The following is a 17,679-nucleotide window of genomic DNA, read 5'->3' on the forward strand; positions in this document are numbered from 1 at the left end:
CGTTGCTACCGCTGGCAGCCAGCTAAGCATAGGCGCCACATTCCAAGAAAGCGGCACTAGACCCAGGATGCGGTGGATCCGGCTCCGCCGGTCCACCCGCATCGCCCCCTGGGGGGCGCGCGGCAGCGCGTAGGGGGGAGCTTGTCTTTTTGTCGCCAAAGGTTACGCCGCCTGGATCGCGGGCTTTCAGAACACCCGCTATAATTCCAATTTCCCGCAAGCGCTCGGCAAAAACCGGGCGCCATTGGCAATGACCAAGTACGTATTCGTTACCGGTGGCGTGGTGTCTTCCCTGGGGAAAGGCATTGCCGCCGCGTCTCTGGCCGCTATCCTCGAATCGCGCGGCCTCAAAGTCACCCTCCTCAAGCTCGATCCCTACATCAACGTCGATCCCGGCACGATGAGCCCGTTCCAGCACGGCGAGGTCTTCGTCACGGAAGATGGCGCCGAGACCGACCTGGACCTGGGCCACTACGAACGCTTCATCTCGGCGCGCATGCGCAAGGTGAACAACTTCACCACCGGCCAGATCTACGAATCGGTGCTGCGCAAGGAACGCCGGGGCGACTACCTCGGCAAGACCGTGCAGGTCATCCCGCACATCACCAACGAGATCCAGGACTTCATCGCGCGCGGCGCGTCCGCGGCCTGGGATGGCGAGACCGACGTCGCCATCGTCGAGATCGGCGGCACGGTGGGGGACATCGAATCGCTGCCGTTCCTGGAAGCCGCCCGCCAGATGAGCCTGCGCCTGGGGCGCGGCGGCGCGGCCTTCGTGCACCTGACGCTGGTGCCGTTCATCGCCTCGGCAGGCGAGCTCAAGACCAAGCCCACGCAGCACTCGGTGCAGAAGCTGCGCGAGATCGGCATCTATCCGCACGCGCTGCTGTGCCGTGCCGACCGTCCGATCCCCGACGACGAGCGCGCCAAGATCTCGATGTTCTCGAATGTGCCGCTCGACGCGGTCATCTCCGTCTGGGACGTCGACTCCATCTACAAGATTCCCGCCATGCTGCACAAGCAAGGCCTGGACGAGCTCGTCTGCGAAACGCTGGGCCTGCAAGCCCCGCCGGCGGACCTCTCCATGTGGGACAGCCTGGTCCACGCGCGCGAGAACCCCGAAGGCGAGGTGCACATCGCGATGGTCGGCAAGTACGTGGACCTGACCGAGTCGTACAAGTCGCTGACGGAAGCGCTGGTGCACGCCGGCATCCATACCCGCTGCAAGGTGGTGGTCGACTACATCGATTCCGAAGAGATCGAAAGCGAGGGCGTGGGCAAGCTGAGCAAGTTCGACGCCATCCTGGTGCCGGGCGGTTTCGGCAAGCGCGGTACCGAGGGCAAGATCCAGGCGATCCGCTATGCCCGCGAGAACGGCGTGCCCTACCTCGGCATCTGCCTCGGCATGCAACTGGCCGTGATCGAGTTCGCCCGCCATGTGGCCGGCCTGGTCGGCGCCAACAGTACCGAATTCGATCCGGACGCGCTGCATCCGGTGGTTGCGCTGATCACTGAGTGGATGGACCGCGAAGGCCGCATCGAGCGCCGCTCCAGCACTTCCGACCTGGGCGGTACCATGCGCAAGGGCGCGCAGCGCTGCCCGGTCAAGCCCGGCACGCTGGCGCACGACATCTATGGCGACGAGGTGAACGAGCGCCATCGCCATCGCTACGAAGTGAACAACGTGTACGTGCCCAAGCTGGAAGAGGCCGGCATGGTCATCAGCGCCCGTACGCCCACCGAAAACCTGCCGGAAATGATGGAGTTGCCCAACCACCCGTGGTTCATGGGCGTGCAGTTCCACCCGGAGTTCACGTCCACGCCGCGCGACGGCCACCCATTGTTCTCGGCCTACATCCGCGCGGCGTGCAAGCACAAGCTGCAACGCGTGGCTGCGGAGCAGGGCTGAAGCCCGGAGGTCACCATGAGCCAAGATCCACACGTCTCGACCCGCAGCTATCCGATCTGCGGCTTCGAGATCGGCCTTGCCAAGCCGTTCTTCCTGATCGCCGGGCCGTGCGTGATCGAGTCGCTGCAACTGGCGCTCGATACCGCCGGCACGCTCAAGGAACTGACCGGCAAGCTGGGCATTCCGTTCGTCTACAAGAGTTCCTTCGACAAGGCCAACCGCAGCTCGAGCAAGTCCTTCCGCGGCATGGGGATGGATTTCGGGCTGAAGGTGCTGTCGGAGGTGAAGGCGCAGATCGGCGTGCCGGTGCTGACCGACGTGCACGAAACCGAACAGGCGCAGCCGGTGGCCGACGTGGTCGACATGCTGCAGACGCCGGCCTTCCTGTGCCGCCAGACCGATTTCATCCGCGCCTGCGCCGCCACGCTCAAACCCGTCAATATCAAGAAGGGCCAGTTCCTGGCGCCGCACGACATGGTCAACGTGGTGGCCAAGGCACGCGAGGCCGCGATCGAGGCGGGCGGCGACGGCGGCAACATCCTCGTGTGCGAGCGCGGTGCATCGTTTGGCTACAACAATCTCGTGTCGGACATGCGTTCGCTCGCTATCATGCGCGAAACGGATTGTCCCGTGGTCTTCGACGCCACCCACTCGGTGCAATTGCCAGGCGGACAGGGCGCGACCTCGGGCGGGCAGCGCGAATTCGTGCCGGTGCTGGCGCGCGCGGCCGTGGCCGTCGGCGTGTCGGGGCTGTTCATGGAAACGCATCCGGATCCGGCCCATGCCAAATCGGACGGGCCCAACGCCGTGCCGCTGGGGCGCATGGGCGACCTGCTGGCTTCGCTGATAGAACTCGACCGCGTGACCAAACGTCACGGGTTCCTCGAAAACGATTTCCAATAACTTCTTGAGACTGGATACCTATGAGCGCAATCGTAGACATCATCGGGCGCGAAATCATTGATTCCCGGGGCAATCCCACCGTGGAATGCGACGTCCTGCTGGAATCCGGCGCGATGGGCCGCGCGGCCGTTCCCTCGGGCGCGTCCACAGGCGCGCGCGAGGCCATCGAACTGCGCGACGGCGACAAGTCGCGCTACCTCGGCAAGGGCGTGCTGAAGGCCGTCGAGAACGTCAACACCGAGATCGCCGAAGCGCTGATGGGCCTCGATGCGCAGGAGCAGGCCTTCCTGGACCGCACCCTGATCGACCTCGACGGCACCGAGAACAAGGAGCGCCTGGGCGCCAACGCGATGCTGGCGGTCAGCATGGCCGTGGCCAAGGCGGCCGCCGAGGAATGCAGCCTGCCGCTGTACCGTTACTTCGGCGGCAGCGGCGCGATGAGCATGCCCGTGCCGATGATGAACGTGATCAACGGTGGCGCGCATGCCAACAACAACCTGGACATGCAGGAATTCATGATCCTGCCCGTGGGCGCCAGCAGCTTCCGCGAGTCCCTGCGCATGGGCGCCGAGGTGTTCCATGCCCTGAAGAAGCTGATCCACGACCAGGGCATGTCCACCGCCGTGGGCGACGAGGGCGGCTTCGCGCCCAACGTGGCGAACCACGAGGCGGCCATCCAGCTCGTGCTGCAGGCCATCGAGAAGGCCGGCTACGAGCCGGGCAGCCAGGTCGCGCTGGGCCTCGATTGCGCCAGTTCCGAATTCTTCCGCGACGGCAAGTACCACCTGGAAGGCGAGGGCGTGACCCTGAGCCCCCAGGAGCTGACCCACATGCTGGCCACCTGGTGCGACAAGTACCCCATCGTCTCCATCGAGGACGGCATGGCCGAGAACGACTGGGACGGCTGGAAATACCTGACCGAGCAGCTGGGCAGGAAGGTGCAACTGGTGGGCGACGACCTGTTCGTCACCAACACCAGCATCCTCAAGCGCGGCATCGACCAGGGCATCGCCAACTCCATCCTGATCAAAATCAACCAGATCGGCACGCTGACGGAAACCTTCGCCGCCATCGAGATGGCCAAGCGCGCCGGCTATACCGCCGTGGTGTCGCACCGCTCGGGCGAGACCGAGGACACGACCATCGCCGACATCGCGGTGGCCACCAACGCGCTGCAGATCAAGACGGGCTCGATGTCTCGCTCGGACCGCATGGCCAAGTACAACCAGTTGCTGCGCATCGAGGAAGACCTGGGCGACGTTGCCCATTATCCCGGCCGCGAGGCTTTCTACAACCTGCGTTGATGCAACCGGCGCCGCGGCCGCCTTCGGGCGGCGTGGCGCCGCCAGCTAGGAGACGGGCTGCATGCGTCTGCTCACTCTGATAATCGCCTTGCTGCTGGTGCTGATCCAGTATCCGTTATGGCTGGGCAAGGGCGGGTGGCTACGCACCTGGGAACTCGAGCGCCACCTCGAGGCCCAGCGCCAGACCAACGACGAACTGCGTACGCGCAACGTGGCGCTCGATGCCGAGGTGCGCGACCTCAAGAGCGGCACCGCGGCCATCGAAGAGCGGGCCCGCTACGAACTCGGCATGCTGAAGCAGGGCGAGGCGTTCGTGCAGATCGTTGATAATCCTCCCGCCGGCACCGCCCCGGTCAACGCCGCCGGCCAGGCCGCTCCGCGCGCGCCTTCCACGCCGGCCGACCGCTAGATTCCCTGTCCCGGTGGCCTTCAGGCCTCGAAGTAGCCTGGCCCATCCATATCGGCTATCAATCCAGCCCGTCTTGGCTCCCAACCCAGCATTGCCCGCGTTCGTTCGCTCGAGGCCGCCGCATCCATGCCGGTGAACATGGCGAACCAGCCGAAATGCCCGGCGGCTTCTTCCGGCGCCAGGGCCACGACCGGCAGGTGAAGGCGGCGGCCGATCACCTCCGCGATATTTTTGAACGACACGCCTTCCTCGCCGGCCGCATGGTACCGCTCGCCGGCGGCGCCGCGCTCCAGCGCCAGCCGGTAGAGCCGGGCGGCATCGAGCCGATGGACGGCGGACCAGCGGTTGCGTCCTTCGCCCACATAGGCGGCCACGCCTTTCTGGCGGGCCAGGCCGATGAGATGGGGGACGAATCCGTGATCGCCCTCGCCATGGACCGAGGGCGGCAGGCGGACCACCGATGCGTACACGCCGCATTCCGCCACGGCGGCGGCAGCGGCTTCCGAGGCGCGCGGAAACCTCGGAGAAGGAGGCGGCGGCATGTCGTCTTCGATCGCCAAGCGCCCTTGTGCCAGATGGGCCATTCCCGAAGTCACGATCAAAGGACGGCGCGATCCCGCGAGTGCGGCGCCCAGTGCTTCGATCGCATGCCGGTCCAGTTCGCAGTTGTCGGCAAATCTGGAAAAGTCGTGGTTGAACGCGGTATGGACCACGCCATCGGCGGCCGCGGCGCCGCTGCGTAGACTGTCGAGGTCTTCCAGCGAGCCGTGATGGACTTCGGCTCCGGCCGCGGCGAGTTGCGCCGCGCCGGCCTCCGAACGGGTCAGGCCGAGCACCTGGTGTCCCGCGGCTAGCAATTCCTGGACGACGGCCGAACCGACGAAGCCGGTCGCTCCGGTAACAAAGACGCGCATAGAGAGTCTCCTGGTCGAGAAGGGCCCCCACTATGGCGCTCTGTGCTTATCCAGGTAAAGTAGTGATCTTATACAGGTATAAGCACCAACAGGATTCGCATGCCGGCTTCCCACGACAAGCTCCTCGGCGCCTTTCTCAAGGACCGACGCGCAAGGCTCGACCCGGCTGCCTTCGGGATCGCGCTCAATCGCCGGCGCACGCCCGGATTGCGCCGGGAAGAGGTCGCCCAGCGCGCCCACATCAGCACGACCTGGTATACCTGGCTCGAACAGGGGCGCGGCGGCGCACCCTCCGCCGAGGTGCTCGAGCGGATTGCCCGCGCCCTCATGCTGACCGACGCCGAGCGCGAACACCTCTTCCTGCTCGGACTGGGCCGCCCGCCCGAGGTCCGCTACCAGGAGGCGGACGGCGTCACGCCGCGGCTCCAGCGCGTGCTCGACGCGCTGGAACTCAGCCCAGCCCTGGTGAAGACCGCCACCTGGGACGTCGTCGCCTGGAACCGCGCCGCCGCCGTGGTGCTGACCGACTACGGAAGCCTCGCGCCCGAGCAGCGCAATATCCTTCGCCTCGTCTTCTGCGACCCGAAGGTGCGCGCCGCGCAGTTCGATTGGGAACAAGTGGCCCGGTTCGTGGTGGCCGCGTTCCGGGCCGATGCAGCGCGTGCCGGCGCCGCGGCGCGTGTAGAGGCGTTGGTGGACGAACTGTGCCGCCTGAGTCCTGAATTCGAGACCATGTGGCGCGACCATGATGTCCGCAGCTACGGCGAAGGCGTCAAGCGGCTTCGGCATCTCACCGCCGGGTCCATTGCGTTCGAATATTCCGCCTTCGCGGTGGATGGCCGTCCCGACCTGGGCATGGTGGTCTACAACCCGGCGACGCCGGAGGATGCCGAGCGGATTAAGACACTGATCGACGCACAGGCTGCCACCTTGCCGATGCCGTCGTCGAGCTGATGATCGATTTGCGCTACGGCGCCAGAAGATCCCGGGTCTTGCCGTGTTCGCGCGCCGCCGATTGCATGGGCATCGCGATCTCGCGGCGAATCACCAGCAGGCCCGCGGCGCGCGCTTGGCGCACGTAGTCGTCCCGCTCCGAAGGGCTGGACAATTGGCGCAGCAGCGCGCGTATTCCGGGCAGGTAAGGGGCGTGCAGATAGGTCAGCCGCAGCACCAGCGTATTGGCTTCGAACAGCGTCTGGCCCGAGCGCGGCCCCATGCCGTTGCGGTAGCGGGAAAGATAGACGGTGTCGTGATGCAGGCGCTGGTAGTCGTAGTCAAGTTCGCGTGTGCCGGCCCGGCGGGCGTCGTCTGCCGAAAAATCGTCGAAGCTGGCCGGACGCGGGCTTAGCTGCTCGATGCGCGCCATGCGGATTCCATGGGTAGTGGCCCATCTGGCCATTCTCGCGCGGACGGCCGAAGCGAGGGCGGCCGGATCCGCCGCGCCGCCGATGCCCAGGGCCGGCGCCAATCCCCGTTCGAAAGCCTGGGCCATGGCCGCCGGTTCAGCTCCGGACACGGTCCCCGCCCGCGCGGCTTCGAACAGCGCGTAGCCCGCGGCCTGGCGCATCAGCAACCACCGGCCGGTCTCGAACGCACCGAAGCCGGCCAGCAGCAGGGGAAGGGCCACGACGACGAATTCGGCCATGGCGGCACCGCGGTGGAAGGAACGGGCACGCATGCTTCAACGAAGTGAAAGACGCCCAGCATGGGGGCCGAATGAGGATATGTCGATTGTGGGAACTACGCCGGAATGCGCCGAGGCACTTGTGAAGGGCGGCTGTCGACGCCTCTGTGATGAATTTTTCATGACAACCGCCGACTTGTCGCGCGCGCGTTCGTCCTATTCGTAGGCTACTGCGGCTGCCGGCACCACATCGCACGCAAGTCTGCGCTTCGCGGTTACAGCGATTGTTTGCGCTCTGCATATCCCGTTGATCTGGCTTGTCATCCACGTGGCGGGAAGACGGGCTGAACAAGCCGTTGTACCGGAGGACCCGAGAGCTTGAACGCAAGTGCGGGGCGATCGGATCAACGCCGATGCGCGATGCCGAGCGGCAGTGCTACATGGGAATCGGAGCTTGACCGGCATCTGCCGGCCATAGGCATCGACGCCACGACGGCGTCTTCCCCTCGGTTCAGTGCCGCGACCCGCTGTGATGCCGAACCATGGCCGAGTCGTTGGCGAACAACTCCGCACAATCCACCGCGTCGAACTCGAAGCTCTTGACGCAATAGTCGCAATTGATCTGCACACGTCCTTGTTCGGCCAGGATGTCGTCGACTTCTTCCTTGCCGATGCGCAGCAGCACGTCCGCGACTTTCTCTCGGGAGCAGGTGCAGCGGTAGGTGACCGTGGCAGGGTCGAAGGTGCGCAGGGTTTCCTGCCAGTAAAGGCGCCGGATCAGCGCGTCGGGCGTGAGCGTGAGCAGTTCGTCGGACTTGAGCGTATCGGCCAGGATCTGCGCGCGTTCCCAGGTGTCCTCGGTAACCGCCGCAGGGTCTTGCGACTGCGTCTTTCCGCCGTGCTTGGGCAATTGTTGCAGCAGCACGCCGGCCGCGCATTCGGCGTTGGCGGCGAGCCAGATGCGTGTCTGGAGCTGCTCGGAGGCGAGCATGTAGTGCTCGAGCGCCTGGGCGACCGAATCGCCTTGCAGCGCCACGATACCCTGGTAGGGCTGCTGGCCGGGCTGGCGGTCTTGGGGGTCGAGCAGCACCGAGAAGCGGCCTCCTCCCTGGCTATTGAGCAGGCTCTGGAAGGTGCCGTCGTCGGGCACGTCGTGGCCTTCGCGCAGCTTGACGGTGGCCCGCATGCCGAGGTCGGCGTGGCATTCGACGACGATCAGGCCGATCGGTCCGTCGCCCTGCAATTGCATGACTACGGTACCGTTGAACTTGATATTGGCGGCCAGGAGCGCGCTTGCCGCGACCAGTTCCCCCAGCAGCCGCTGCACGGCGGGCGGATAGTCGTGGCGGGCCTGGATTTCCTTCCAGGTGTTGCGTATGGAGGTGACTTCAGCCCGGACGGTCTGGTCCTCGAACAGGTATTTCTTGAGCTGGTCGGACAAAAAACTTCCTCGAAAGCGCGTGGGGGTGAGCCATTCTACAATGCACGCCTATGACAGCCGAACCCGAACTGCGGCAGGCGGCGCGCCTGCTGCTCACGCTGCGCGATCCGGCCGAGAAGGCCGCTCGCACGCGCGAACTGGGCGCCATGCAGATATATGTGGATGCTGCCCGCGATTTGCAAGAGCCCGAGGGCACGCCTGGGCGGCCGGCGCGGCCGCCGCTGGTGTCGCCTCGGGAAGTGCCCGGCCGTGGCGTGGCCACGGTCGAGGCCCGGGCGGCGCTGCTGCATGCGCTGGCGCACATAGAATTCAATGCCATCAATCTGGCGCTGGATGCGGTCTGGCGTTTTGCCGGCATGCCGCACGCGTACTACCTGGACTGGCTCAAGGTGGCCAGCGAGGAAGCCTTGCATTTCACGTTGCTGGCGGAGCACTTGCGGGTCCTGGGCCATGCCTACGGCGATTTCCCCGCCCATGACGGGCTCTGGCAGATGGCCGAGCGGACCCGGCTCGATCCGCTGGCGCGCATGGCGCTGGTGCCGCGCACGCTGGAGGCGCGGGGCCTGGACGTGAGCCCCGCCATCCGGGCGAAACTGGCCGGGGCGGGCGACATGGCGGCCGCCGGCATCCTCGATATCATCCTGCGCGACGAGATCGGCCACGTCGCCATCGGCAACCGCTGGTACCGCTATCTGTGCGAGCGCGAGGGCGTGGACCCGGTGGAACACTATGCGGTCCTGGCCCGGCGCTATGAGGCGCCGGGCCAGTTCGGGCCGTTCAATCTTCCCGCCCGGCGCGCGGCGGGCTTTACGGAAGCGGAGCTGCGTTCGCTGGAGCAGGCGGCCATTTCCGGACGCGATCGTCCTCGATCTGCCTGAGCGCCTGGCGCCTGACCTTGCCAGAGGGGGTCAGCGGCAAGGCCTCGACGAACTCGATGTCCTTCGGCGCTTCGTCCGGCCCGAGCTGGGCGGCCGCATACGACAGCAGCATGTCGCGCAGGGCGGATTCGCGCCCGGCCTTGCCTTGGGCCGGCGAGGGAGCGGTTCCCGGTCCCGAATGGGCGGGTTCCGCCGCTGGAGGGGCTTGAACGGCCACGGGCGACGCGGGCTGGGCGACGACATAGGCCTTGATGCCCGTGCCGTCCGGCATGGGCACGGCCACCGCTTCCGCCACCTCGGGATGCCGTGTCAGGCAGTCTTCGATCGGTCCTGGCGCCACGAGGCGGTTGCCGAGCTGGAACATCTCGTCCAGCCGCCCCACGTACCAGAGGTAGCCGTCTTCGTCGAGGCGGGCGAGGTCGCCCGTGCGGTGCCACGTCCCGCTGACCGGTCGCCCGGTTTCCTCGCCCCGCCAGTAGCCGGCGAAGAAGGACGGATCCGGATGGCCGTGGATGTCGTAGCGGTTGACGGCGATCTCGCCATGTTCGCCAGCGGCGACCGGACGGCCGAGCGCATCGACGATGGCGATCTGGTGTCCGGGATAGGGACGGCCCATGCTGCCGGGTCGGGCTGGCCATTTCTGGCTGCTCTGGCCGATGACCGTGCCGATCTCGACCTGGCTGAAGGTTTCGTTGGGCTCCGTGCCCAGGGCGGTCTTGCATTGTTCGAACAGGGCCGCCCCGAGGGAAGTGTCGGTTGCCGTGATCGCCCGCAGCGCCAGCCGGTAGCGTTCCGCCGGCCGCGGCACCGCCTTGAGCAGGCGGCGCAAGTCGCGCGTGGTCAAGGCCAGGTTGGTGACGCGGTAGCGTTCGAGCAGGGCGAACGTGGCCTCCGGGCCGGGCGGTTGGCGCACGCCGACCAGCGGCTGGCCGAAATACAGGCTGGGCAGCATCGCGCCGAACAGGCCGTGCGGACTGCCCCATTCGGAGGCCGTCCACAGCACGTCCGCGGGTTGCGGGAACCAGTTCTGGGCCGCGACGAAGCCCGGCAGGTTGCCGATCAGGGTGGCATGGGGCAGCACCACCCCCTTGGGCACGCTGCCCGCCCCGGCGGTGTAGAGCAGCAGGGCGGGATCGGAGGCCGAGGTGGGATGCATGTCGAAGGCACTTTCCTGGCGGGCGAGCAGCGTGCGCCAGGAAAGGACCCGCTCGTCGTCCAGGTCGATGCCGACGGTCTGGCGTAGCAGCGGACAATGCTCGGTGGCCGGCAGGAGGGCCGGCGCGGCGGTTCCGTCGACGATGGCGATGCGGGCCTCGCTGTCGCGCAGCCTTTGCTCGTAGGTCTGGGCGTTCAGCGCGACCGACAGCGGGACGGTGATGGCGCCGAGTTGGTAGACGGCGATGTGGGCGACGACGGCTTCGGGGCGCTGGGGCAGGGCGATGGCGACGCGGTCGCCGCGCTGCACGCCCATGCGGCGCAGGCCATTGGAAAAGCGGTTGGCGTATTCGTGCAGGCGGCCGTATGTCCAGACTTCGCGCCGGCCTTCGGCGTCTTCGGCGTAGATGGCGATGCGCCGGGCGTCGGCGCTGGTGACGGTCCAGCGGCGGCAACAGACATCGGCGATGTTCAGGCGTTGCGGAACCCACCAACGGAACGTGGTGTAGAGTGCCTGGTACTGGTCTTCCATAACCCTCCGCTGGATTCAGGATCTGGGTCCGGCCAGGACGGCGGACGGCGTGTGCTGCGTGATATAGCAATCATTACTGACCTGACCGGTAACCGCAATAACTTTGGTGCGATGCGTACGGCACGGAGAGCCTGACCGGCCTGGCCGTTCTGTCGCCTTTTCCTCTAATTTCCGTCAATTTTCGATAAGTCGCCATGTACAAGCCGCTTGTGCCGTCCCGATCCGACTACCTGGAAATACGGGGTTTACGTCACCATTTTCGTCATTGGGGCGACACGGACGCGCCCATGGTGCTGGCGCTGCACGGCTGGATGGATTCCTCGGCCTCTTTCCAGTTCATCGCCGATCACCTGGGAAGCGGTTTCCATCTGGTGGCGCCGGACTGGCGCGGCTTCGGGCGCACGGCGTGGGGCGGCAGCGATTCTTACGAAGTCGGCGAATACCTCGGCGATCTGGACGCGTTCTGCCGGCATTTTTCGCCATCGGCCCCGCTTGCCGTGCTGGGCCACAGCATGGGCGGCAATATTGCCATGCTGTACGCGGGAGTACGCCCGGAGCGGGTGGACGCTGTGGTCAACCTTGAAGGGCTGGGACTGCCCGCGGTATCCCCTGAAGCGGTTCCGGGCCGGCTGCGCCAGTGGCTGGATCAGATTGCCGCGGGGGCCAGGCTGGGAGACTACGCCGACGCACAGGCGTATGCCCAGCGGCTGGTGCGGGACAATCCGCGCCTGGATCCCGCACGGGCGGCCTTCCTGGCGGAAGAAAACGGCCAGCAGGCCGAGGGGCGCTGGCGGCTGCGGGCCGATCCTGCGCACAAGATCATCAATCGCGTCGCCTATCGCGTGGAAGAGGTGTTGGCGTGCTGGCGCGAAATCGCTGCGCCGGTGCTGTGGGTGGAGGCGGCCGACAGCCCCATGCGCGCCAAGATGCTGGCCGAACCGGGCTACGAAGACCGGCTGCGGTGCGTTGCATCGCTGCAACGGGTGCTCGTGGAAGAGGCCGGCCACATGCTGCATCAGGAACGTCCGGCCGAGGTGGCGCAACTTGTCGCAGATTTCCTGGGCCGGGTGACGACGCAGCGGGGTGCCCGTCCTACAATGTGACCATGGATTCCCCACAGAACGTCGATCTGCATTGCCATTCCAATGTCTCGGACGGCATGCTCGCGCCCGCGGAGCTGGTGGCGCGCGCCCACCGCAACGGCGTCGACGTGCTGGCGCTGACCGACCATGACGAAATCGGCGGCCTGCTCCAGGCTGCCGACGCGGCGCGGGGCCTAGGCATGCATTTCGTACCCGGCGTGGAGATTTCGGTCACCTGGGCCGGCGAGACCATCCATATCGTCGGCCTGCGCATCGACCCGCACGACGCCACCCTCGCCGAGGGCCTGCGCGACACCCGGTCGGGCCGCGAACGTCGTGGCAGGGAAATGGCCGAGCAACTGGCGGCGGTCGGCATCCCGGGCGCCTTCGAGGGGGCGCTGCGCCACGTCGGCAATCCGCAACTCATCAGCCGCACGCATTTCGCCCGCTTCCTGGTCGAGCAAGGCGTCTGCCGGGATGTGAGCGAGGTTTTCCAGAATTACCTGGTGGAAGGCAAGCCCGGATACGTGCCCATGCGCTGGGCCACGCTGCCCGATGCGGTGCGCTGGATACTCGGCGCCGGCGGCGTGGCCGTCATCGCGCACCCGGGCCGCTATCACTACACGCCGCTGCAGTTCCAGGCGCTGTACGACGAGTTCCTGCAACTGGGCGGGTCCGGCATCGAAGTCGTCACCGGCAGCCATATCCCCGAGCAGTACCGCGAGTATGCCGAGGTGGCCCGGCATTACGGCTTTCTTGCTTCGCGCGGCTCCGATTTCCACGCCCCCTCCGAAAGCCGGATCGATCTCGGGCGCCTGCCGCAGCTACCCGCGCACCTGACGCCGATCTGGCGCGACTGGTTTTAGTGTTTTAGTGTCATGAACAAGGCTTTTGTCAAAGAATCCGAGGGCCAGGAAGACGACGACCTGCCCGAGCACCTGGCCCTGCCCGCCGGCGTACGCAACTACATGACGCCTGAGGGCTATGCGCGCCTGCGCGGGGAACTGGTCCACCTGATGAACGTGGAGCGGCCCGCGGTGGTGCAGGTCGTGTCCTGGGCCGCTTCCAACGGCGATCGTTCCGAGAACGGCGATTACCTGTACGGCAAGAAGCGCCTGCGCGAGATCGATCGCCGCATGCGCTTCCTGACCCGCCGGCTGGACATCGCCGAGGTGGTCGACGCCTCGGCGCAGCCGAACCGGGACCAGGTTTTTTTCGGCGCCACCGTCACCTATCTCGACCGCGCGGGCGAGGAACACGTCGTGACCATCGTGGGCGTGGACGAGGCCGAGCCGCTGCAGGGCCGCATCAGCTGGATTTCGCCGGTAGCGCGAGCCCTGATCAAGGCCCGGGAAGGCGAGACGGTAGTGTTGCGCACGCCCGCCGGGGTGGAAGAACTGGAAATTCTGGAAGTGCGCTATCCCGACCCGGCGCCGCAGTAGCGGACCAGAGAGGCACGTCGGCGGTAGGAGGGGGCGCAGGCGGCGCGGAAATCAGCCCTTGACGCGGATGATGCGCTGCACCTGGGGAACGCGCCGCAGGTAGCGTATGACCTGGGCCAGGTGCTGGCGGCTCTCGACCTGGATGGTGAAATGCACCGCCACCGTGGACGAAGCCTCGTCCTGCATCGATACGTGGGTGATGTTGGCGTCGGCCGCGGAAATCTCGGCCGCGACGCGTCCCAGGACGCCACGCTCCTGGCGCAGCACGACGTCGATGCGCACGTTGAAGTGGCGCGAGGTCTGGTCGTCCCAGGCCACGTCCAGCCAGCGCTCGGGCTCCCGCGCCCGCTGGCGCCTGGCGTTGGGACAGTCTTCGGTGTGCACCACGAGCCCGTGCCCCAGCCGCACGTAGGCGACGATCGCGTCGCCGGGGATGGGCGTGCAGCAGGGCGCCAGCTGCACGGCCAGGCCTTCGTTGCCCTGGATGCGGATGGGCGAGGCAGTGCCTTGCTCGGTATAGCGATCCACCTGCTCGGCCGTGGTCGAGATGGGATCGCCCTCGGGCATGAAACGCCGGGCGACTACCGCGGCCAGCCGCTTGCCCAGGCCGATGTCTGCCAGGATCTCGTCGCGCGAACGCGCGCCGCTGCCGCGCGCGAGCTTGTCCCAGATCGGGTCGGCGCTCTCGGGCATGGGCATGTTCATGGACTTGAGCGCCTGGGCCAGCAGGCGCTCGCCGAAGCTGACCGATTCCTCGTACTTGACGGTGCGCAGGTAGTGGCGGATTTCGGAACGCGCCTTGCCGGTGCGCACGAAATTCAGCCACTGGGCGTTGGGGCGGGAATTCTCGGCGGTGATGATCTCCACCGCATCGCCGCTCTTGAGCTCGGTGCGCAGCGGCACGAACTCGCTGTTGACCTTGGCCGCCACCGTCTGGTTGCCGACGTCGGTGTGGATGCTGTAGGCGAAATCGATGGGGGTGGCCCCGCGAGGCAGCGAGATGATCTTGCCGCGCGGCGTGAAGACGTAGACCGCGTCGGGGAAGAGGTCGACCTTCACGTGTTCCAGGAACTCGCTGCTGTCGCCGGTCTGCCGCTGGATGTCGAGCAGCGATTGCAGCCACTGGTGCGTGCGTTTCTGCAGGTCGTTCAGATTGACGTCCGAGGTCTTGTACAACCAGTGCGCCGCCACGCCGCTCTCGGCCACCTGGTTCATGTCGCGGGTGCGGATCTGGAACTCCACTGGCGTGCCGTAGGGGCCCACCAGTGTCGTGTGCAGCGACTGGTAGCCGTTCACCTTGGGAATGGCGATGTAGTCCTTGAACTTGCCCGGCACTGGCCGGAACAGCTGGTGCAGCGTGCCCAGCGCCAGGTAGCACTCGGGCTGCGAGTTGACGACGATCCGGAATCCGTAGATGTCGAGCACCTCGGAGAACGACTTCTTCTGGTCCAGCATCTTGGTGTAGATGCCGTACAGGTTTTTCTCGCGGCCGTTGACCTCGGCCTCGATCCCGGCCGCGGGCAGCGCGGCCCGCACCGCCTCCTGGATCTTGCCCACCAGTTCGCGCCGATTGCCGCGCGCCGCCAGCACCGCCTTGCGCAGCACCTGGTAGCGATGGGGGTACATCGCCTCGAAGCACAGTTCCTGAAGCTCGCGGTAGATGATGTTGAGCCCGAGGCGGTGGGCGATGGGCGAATAGATCTCGAGTGTTTCCCGCGCGACGCGACGGCGCTTCTCGGGGCTGACCGCCCCCAGCGTGCGCATGTTGTGCAGGCGGTCCGCCAGCTTGATCAGGATGACGCGCACGTCGCGCGCCATCGCCAGCAGCATCTTGCGGAAGCTCTCGGCCTGCTGCTCGGCCTTGCTGGCGAATTCGAGCCGGTCCAGCTTGGAGAGGCCGTCGACCAGGTCGGCGACCTCGGTGCCGAAGCGTTCCATCAGCTCCTGCTTGGCGACGCCCTGGTCTTCCATGACGTCGTGCAGCAGGGCGGCCATCAGCGCGGCCGCATCGAGCTTCCAGGCCGCGCAGATCTCGGTGACCGCGATGGGGTGCGAAATGTAGGGTTCGCCGCTGGCGCGGAACTGGCCCAGATGGGCTTCATCGGAAAAGCGGTAGGCTTCGCGGACCCGCCGGACGTCTTCCGGGCTCAGGTACTGGGAGATGGTTTCGGCCAGGGGGGCGAAGGACACGCCGGCCGAGGCTTGCGCCGGGTTGGAGGAGGCGGGGACGAGCGCCTGGGTGCCGGCGGCGGCAGTCACTGCGGGCGGTGTTCCGGACACGGCCCCGGAACGCGAGGAAGAGACTGGAAATCCCATGGTCGCCTCAGGAAGAGCAGGCCGGGGAGGACCGGCCTGTTCCAGGCGCCGCCGGCGTCATTGCCGGCAGCAAGACCGTTATGGTCTTGGAAATCAGGTGGGGACCTTTTTCAGCATTTCCAGTCCGGTCAGTCCGGCAGCCACTTCGCGCAGCGCGGTGACGGTGGGCTTGTCCTTGGTATCGAGCTTGGGCGCATGGCCCTGGGCCAGTTGGCGCGCGCGATAGGTAGCCACGAGGGTCAGTTTGAACCGGTTGGGAATTTGCTTCAAGCAGTCTTCGACGGTGATACGTGCCATGAGGGTCCCTGAAAGCTGTGCGTGCTGGACGCGATATTCAAAGCGGAGCGGACGTCTGCGGGATGCCCAGTTGCGAGAACAGGTCGGCATGCCGCGCTGCCTGCGAACGAAAACGCAGCCTGGCGGCGGTAACGATCGTCGTCAAATCTGCCAAGGCTGCGCTAAAGTCTTGATTAATAATAACATATTCGAATTCGGGGGCATGCGCGAACTCGCCCCCCGCCGCCAGCAGCCTGCGGGCGATCACATGGGGCTCGTCCTGGCCGCGCTGGTGCAGGCGCGTTTCCAGGGCTTCGATCGACGGCGGCAGGATGAAAATCCCGATGGCTTCCGGGAACTTGGCGCGGACCTGGCGCGCGCCCTGCCAGTCGATTTCCAGCAGGACATCATTGCCCGCCTGGGTCTGGCGATCGATCCAGTCGCGGGGGGTGCCATAGTAGTTGCCGTGCACCTCCGCCCATTCCAGCAGGGCATCGTCGCGCTGCATTTTCTCGAAGGCGGGGACCGAGACGAAGTGGTACTCCTTGCCGTCGGTCTCGCCCGGGCGGGGCGGGCGGGTAGTGCAGGAGACGGACAAGCGGATTTCCGGCCTGGCCTTGAGGAGGGCATTGACCAGGCTGGACTTGCCGGCGCCGCTGGGAGCGACGACCATGAAAACGTTACCGGCGCGTGGAGGCATGAAAAGTCGGGCGCAAAGACGCTAGCATACCAACTGCCGCGCCAGGCCTCCCAAACCGTTGTGAAAAAGCCCACCCCCTGGCGGCCTTCGGCCGCTCCCCCTCAAGGGGGCGGCGCTGGCGGACCGGCGAAGCCGGATCCGCGGCGCCCTGGGTCTAGTGAGACTTTCTTAAATTGCTACACTGTTGCTACCGCTGGCGCCAGCGAAGCACCGGCGCCACAACCCAAGAAAGCGGTAATAGACCCAGGATGCGGTCCTGGCCTAGTGAGACTTTCTTAAATTGCTACACCGTTGCTATAGCTGGCGCCAGCGAAGCACCGGCGCCACAACCCAAGAAAGCGGTACTAGACCCAGGATGCGATCCTGGGTCTAGTGAGACTTTCTTAAATTGCTACACCGTTGCTATAGCTGGCGCCAGCGAAGCACCGGCGCCACAACCCAAGAAAGCGGTACTAGACCCAGGATGCGGTCCTGGGTCTAGTGAGACTTTCTTAAATTGCTACACCGTTGCTATAGCTGGCGCCAGCGAAGCACCGGCGCCACAACCCAAGAAAGCGGTACTAGACCCAGGATGCGATCCTGGGTCTAGTGAGACTTTCTTAAATTGCTACACCGTTGCTACCGCTGGCGCCAGCGAAGCACCGGCGCCACAACCCAAGAAAGCGGTACTAGACCCAGGATGCGGTCCTGGGTCTAGTGAGACTTTCTTAAATTGCTACACCGTTGCTACCGCTGGCGCCAGCGAAGCACCGGCGCCACAACCCAAGAAAGCGGTACTAGACCCAGGATGCGAT

General features: G+C 66.1%; 16 protein-coding genes. 9 read left to right on the top strand and 7 right to left on the bottom strand.

The genetic code is table 11. The features are described 5' to 3' along the window. The first annotated feature begins 250 nt into the window (after nucleotides 1–250). The 4 genes from CDO44_RS04545 to ftsB all read left to right on the top strand — a co-directional run bounded on the left by CDO44_RS04545 (nucleotide 251) and on the right by ftsB (nucleotide 4,525). A complete protein-coding gene (locus CDO44_RS04545; RefSeq protein ID WP_087779258.1) occupies nucleotides 251–1,909 on the top strand; it encodes a CTP synthase in 1,659 nt (552 codons plus the stop codon). 15 nt (nucleotides 1,910–1,924) lie between these two features. Beyond that, nucleotides 1,925–2,812, top strand: coding sequence for a 3-deoxy-8-phosphooctulonate synthase (gene kdsA, locus CDO44_RS04550; protein ID WP_087779259.1), 888 nt, complete (start codon nucleotides 1,925–1,927; stop codon nucleotides 2,810–2,812). A gap of 20 nt (nucleotides 2,813–2,832) precedes the next feature. After that, nucleotides 2,833–4,116 carry a phosphopyruvate hydratase gene (gene eno, locus CDO44_RS04555; RefSeq protein WP_087779260.1) on the top strand — a complete coding sequence of 428 codons (1,284 nt, stop codon included), beginning with the start codon at nucleotides 2,833–2,835 and terminating at the stop codon, nucleotides 4,114–4,116. Nucleotides 4,117–4,177: 61 nt separating this feature from the next. Then, on the top strand, nucleotides 4,178–4,525 hold the full coding sequence (gene ftsB, locus CDO44_RS04560; RefSeq protein ID WP_087779261.1) for a cell division protein FtsB: 348 nt from the start codon (nucleotides 4,178–4,180) through the stop codon (nucleotides 4,523–4,525). Nucleotides 4,526–4,545: 20 nt separating this feature from the next. Here ftsB and CDO44_RS04565 read toward each other — a convergent pair whose 3' ends face one another. Next, entirely contained in the window at nucleotides 4,546–5,439 is an 894-nt protein-coding gene (locus tag CDO44_RS04565; protein WP_087779262.1) for an SDR family oxidoreductase, read from the bottom strand. A gap of 99 nt (nucleotides 5,440–5,538) precedes the next feature. On the opposite strand from CDO44_RS04565, the gene CDO44_RS04570 reads away from it, so the two are divergent. Beyond that, nucleotides 5,539–6,393: a helix-turn-helix transcriptional regulator gene (locus CDO44_RS04570; RefSeq protein WP_198951300.1), complete on the top strand. Its 855-nt coding sequence runs from the start codon at nucleotides 5,539–5,541 to the stop codon at nucleotides 6,391–6,393. A gap of 13 nt (nucleotides 6,394–6,406) precedes the next feature. On the opposite strand, the gene CDO44_RS04575 is transcribed toward CDO44_RS04570, so the two are convergent. Both CDO44_RS04575 and hslO read right to left on the bottom strand, forming a co-directional pair. Then, complete coding sequence (locus CDO44_RS04575; RefSeq protein ID WP_158213204.1) at nucleotides 6,407–7,084, bottom strand: TadE/TadG family type IV pilus assembly protein; 678 nt, start codon at nucleotides 7,082–7,084, stop codon at nucleotides 6,407–6,409. A 490-nt stretch (nucleotides 7,085–7,574) separates the two neighbouring features. Further along, nucleotides 7,575–8,504, bottom strand: coding sequence for an Hsp33 family molecular chaperone HslO (gene hslO, locus CDO44_RS04580; protein WP_087779265.1), 930 nt, complete (start codon nucleotides 8,502–8,504; stop codon nucleotides 7,575–7,577). A 50-nt stretch (nucleotides 8,505–8,554) separates the two neighbouring features. On the opposite strand from hslO, the gene CDO44_RS04585 reads away from it, so the two are divergent. Next, nucleotides 8,555–9,382 (top strand): ferritin-like domain-containing protein, encoded by an 828-nt coding sequence (locus CDO44_RS04585; RefSeq protein ID WP_087779266.1) that lies wholly within the window; start codon nucleotides 8,555–8,557, stop codon nucleotides 9,380–9,382. Here CDO44_RS04585 and CDO44_RS04590 read toward each other — a convergent pair. Continuing rightward, a complete protein-coding gene (locus tag CDO44_RS04590) occupies nucleotides 9,312–11,069 on the bottom strand; it encodes an acyl-CoA synthetase (RefSeq protein ID WP_087779267.1) in 1,758 nt (585 codons plus the stop codon). The two genes, CDO44_RS04585 and CDO44_RS04590, sit on opposite strands and share 71 nt — an antisense overlap. Before the next feature lie 194 nt (nucleotides 11,070–11,263). Between CDO44_RS04590 and CDO44_RS04595 the strand changes: the two genes are divergently transcribed. Genes CDO44_RS04595 through greB form a run of 3 tightly spaced genes read left to right on the top strand, consistent with a single transcriptional unit; the run spans nucleotide 11,264 to nucleotide 13,593 of the window. Then, complete coding sequence (locus CDO44_RS04595) at nucleotides 11,264–12,172, top strand: alpha/beta fold hydrolase (RefSeq protein WP_087779268.1); 909 nt, start codon at nucleotides 11,264–11,266, stop codon at nucleotides 12,170–12,172. Nucleotides 12,173–12,174: 2 nt separating this feature from the next. Then, entirely contained in the window at nucleotides 12,175–13,017 is an 843-nt protein-coding gene (locus tag CDO44_RS04600; protein ID WP_087779269.1) for a 3',5'-nucleoside bisphosphate phosphatase, read from the top strand. Nucleotides 13,018–13,029: 12 nt separating this feature from the next. Further along, a complete protein-coding gene (greB, locus tag CDO44_RS04605; RefSeq protein WP_087779270.1) occupies nucleotides 13,030–13,593 on the top strand; it encodes a transcription elongation factor GreB in 564 nt (187 codons plus the stop codon). A 51-nt stretch (nucleotides 13,594–13,644) separates the two neighbouring features. On the opposite strand, the gene CDO44_RS04610 is transcribed toward greB, so the two are convergent. The 3 genes from CDO44_RS04610 to gmk form a co-directional block, all read right to left on the bottom strand. Further along, on the bottom strand, nucleotides 13,645–15,909 hold the full coding sequence (locus CDO44_RS04610) for a bifunctional (p)ppGpp synthetase/guanosine-3',5'-bis(diphosphate) 3'-pyrophosphohydrolase (RefSeq protein WP_087779271.1): 2,265 nt from the start codon (nucleotides 15,907–15,909) through the stop codon (nucleotides 13,645–13,647). Nucleotides 15,910–16,002: 93 nt separating this feature from the next. After that, nucleotides 16,003–16,206 (bottom strand): DNA-directed RNA polymerase subunit omega, encoded by a 204-nt coding sequence (rpoZ, locus tag CDO44_RS04615; protein WP_087779272.1) that lies wholly within the window; start codon nucleotides 16,204–16,206, stop codon nucleotides 16,003–16,005. Between the two features lie 37 nt (nucleotides 16,207–16,243). Next, on the bottom strand, nucleotides 16,244–16,885 hold the full coding sequence (gmk, locus tag CDO44_RS04620; RefSeq protein WP_087779273.1) for a guanylate kinase: 642 nt from the start codon (nucleotides 16,883–16,885) through the stop codon (nucleotides 16,244–16,246). Nucleotides 16,886–17,679: the final 794 nt, after the last annotated feature.

The sequence above is a fragment of the Pigmentiphaga sp. NML080357 genome (assembly GCF_002188465.1).
In the GTDB taxonomy this organism is placed as follows: Bacteria; Pseudomonadota; Gammaproteobacteria; order Burkholderiales; family Burkholderiaceae_B; genus Pigmentiphaga.

Coding starts and splice junctions, on each gene's coding strand:
- CDO44_RS04600 (WP_087779269.1), top strand. CDS start 12,175: ATGGATTCCCCACAGAACGTCGATCTGCATTGCCATTCCAATGTCTCG.
- CDO44_RS04610 (WP_087779271.1), bottom strand. CDS start 15,909: ATGGGATTTCCAGTCTCTTCCTCGCGTTCCGGGGCCGTGTCCGGAACA.
- CDO44_RS04570 (WP_198951300.1), top strand. CDS start 5,539: ATGCCGGCTTCCCACGACAAGCTCCTCGGCGCCTTTCTCAAGGACCGA.
- CDO44_RS04585 (WP_087779266.1), top strand. CDS start 8,555: ATGACAGCCGAACCCGAACTGCGGCAGGCGGCGCGCCTGCTGCTCACG.
- gmk (WP_087779273.1), bottom strand. CDS start 16,885: ATGCCTCCACGCGCCGGTAACGTTTTCATGGTCGTCGCTCCCAGCGGC.
- rpoZ (WP_087779272.1), bottom strand. CDS start 16,206: ATGGCACGTATCACCGTCGAAGACTGCTTGAAGCAAATTCCCAACCGG.
- CDO44_RS04545 (WP_087779258.1), top strand. CDS start 251: ATGACCAAGTACGTATTCGTTACCGGTGGCGTGGTGTCTTCCCTGGGG.
- kdsA (WP_087779259.1), top strand. CDS start 1,925: ATGAGCCAAGATCCACACGTCTCGACCCGCAGCTATCCGATCTGCGGC.
- CDO44_RS04565 (WP_087779262.1), bottom strand. CDS start 5,439: ATGCGCGTCTTTGTTACCGGAGCGACCGGCTTCGTCGGTTCGGCCGTC.
- eno (WP_087779260.1), top strand. CDS start 2,833: ATGAGCGCAATCGTAGACATCATCGGGCGCGAAATCATTGATTCCCGG.
- CDO44_RS04575 (WP_158213204.1), bottom strand. CDS start 7,084: ATGGCCGAATTCGTCGTCGTGGCCCTTCCCCTGCTGCTGGCCGGCTTC.
- ftsB (WP_087779261.1), top strand. CDS start 4,178: ATGCGTCTGCTCACTCTGATAATCGCCTTGCTGCTGGTGCTGATCCAG.
- CDO44_RS04595 (WP_087779268.1), top strand. CDS start 11,264: ATGTACAAGCCGCTTGTGCCGTCCCGATCCGACTACCTGGAAATACGG.
- greB (WP_087779270.1), top strand. CDS start 13,030: ATGAACAAGGCTTTTGTCAAAGAATCCGAGGGCCAGGAAGACGACGAC.
- CDO44_RS04590 (WP_087779267.1), bottom strand. CDS start 11,069: ATGGAAGACCAGTACCAGGCACTCTACACCACGTTCCGTTGGTGGGTT.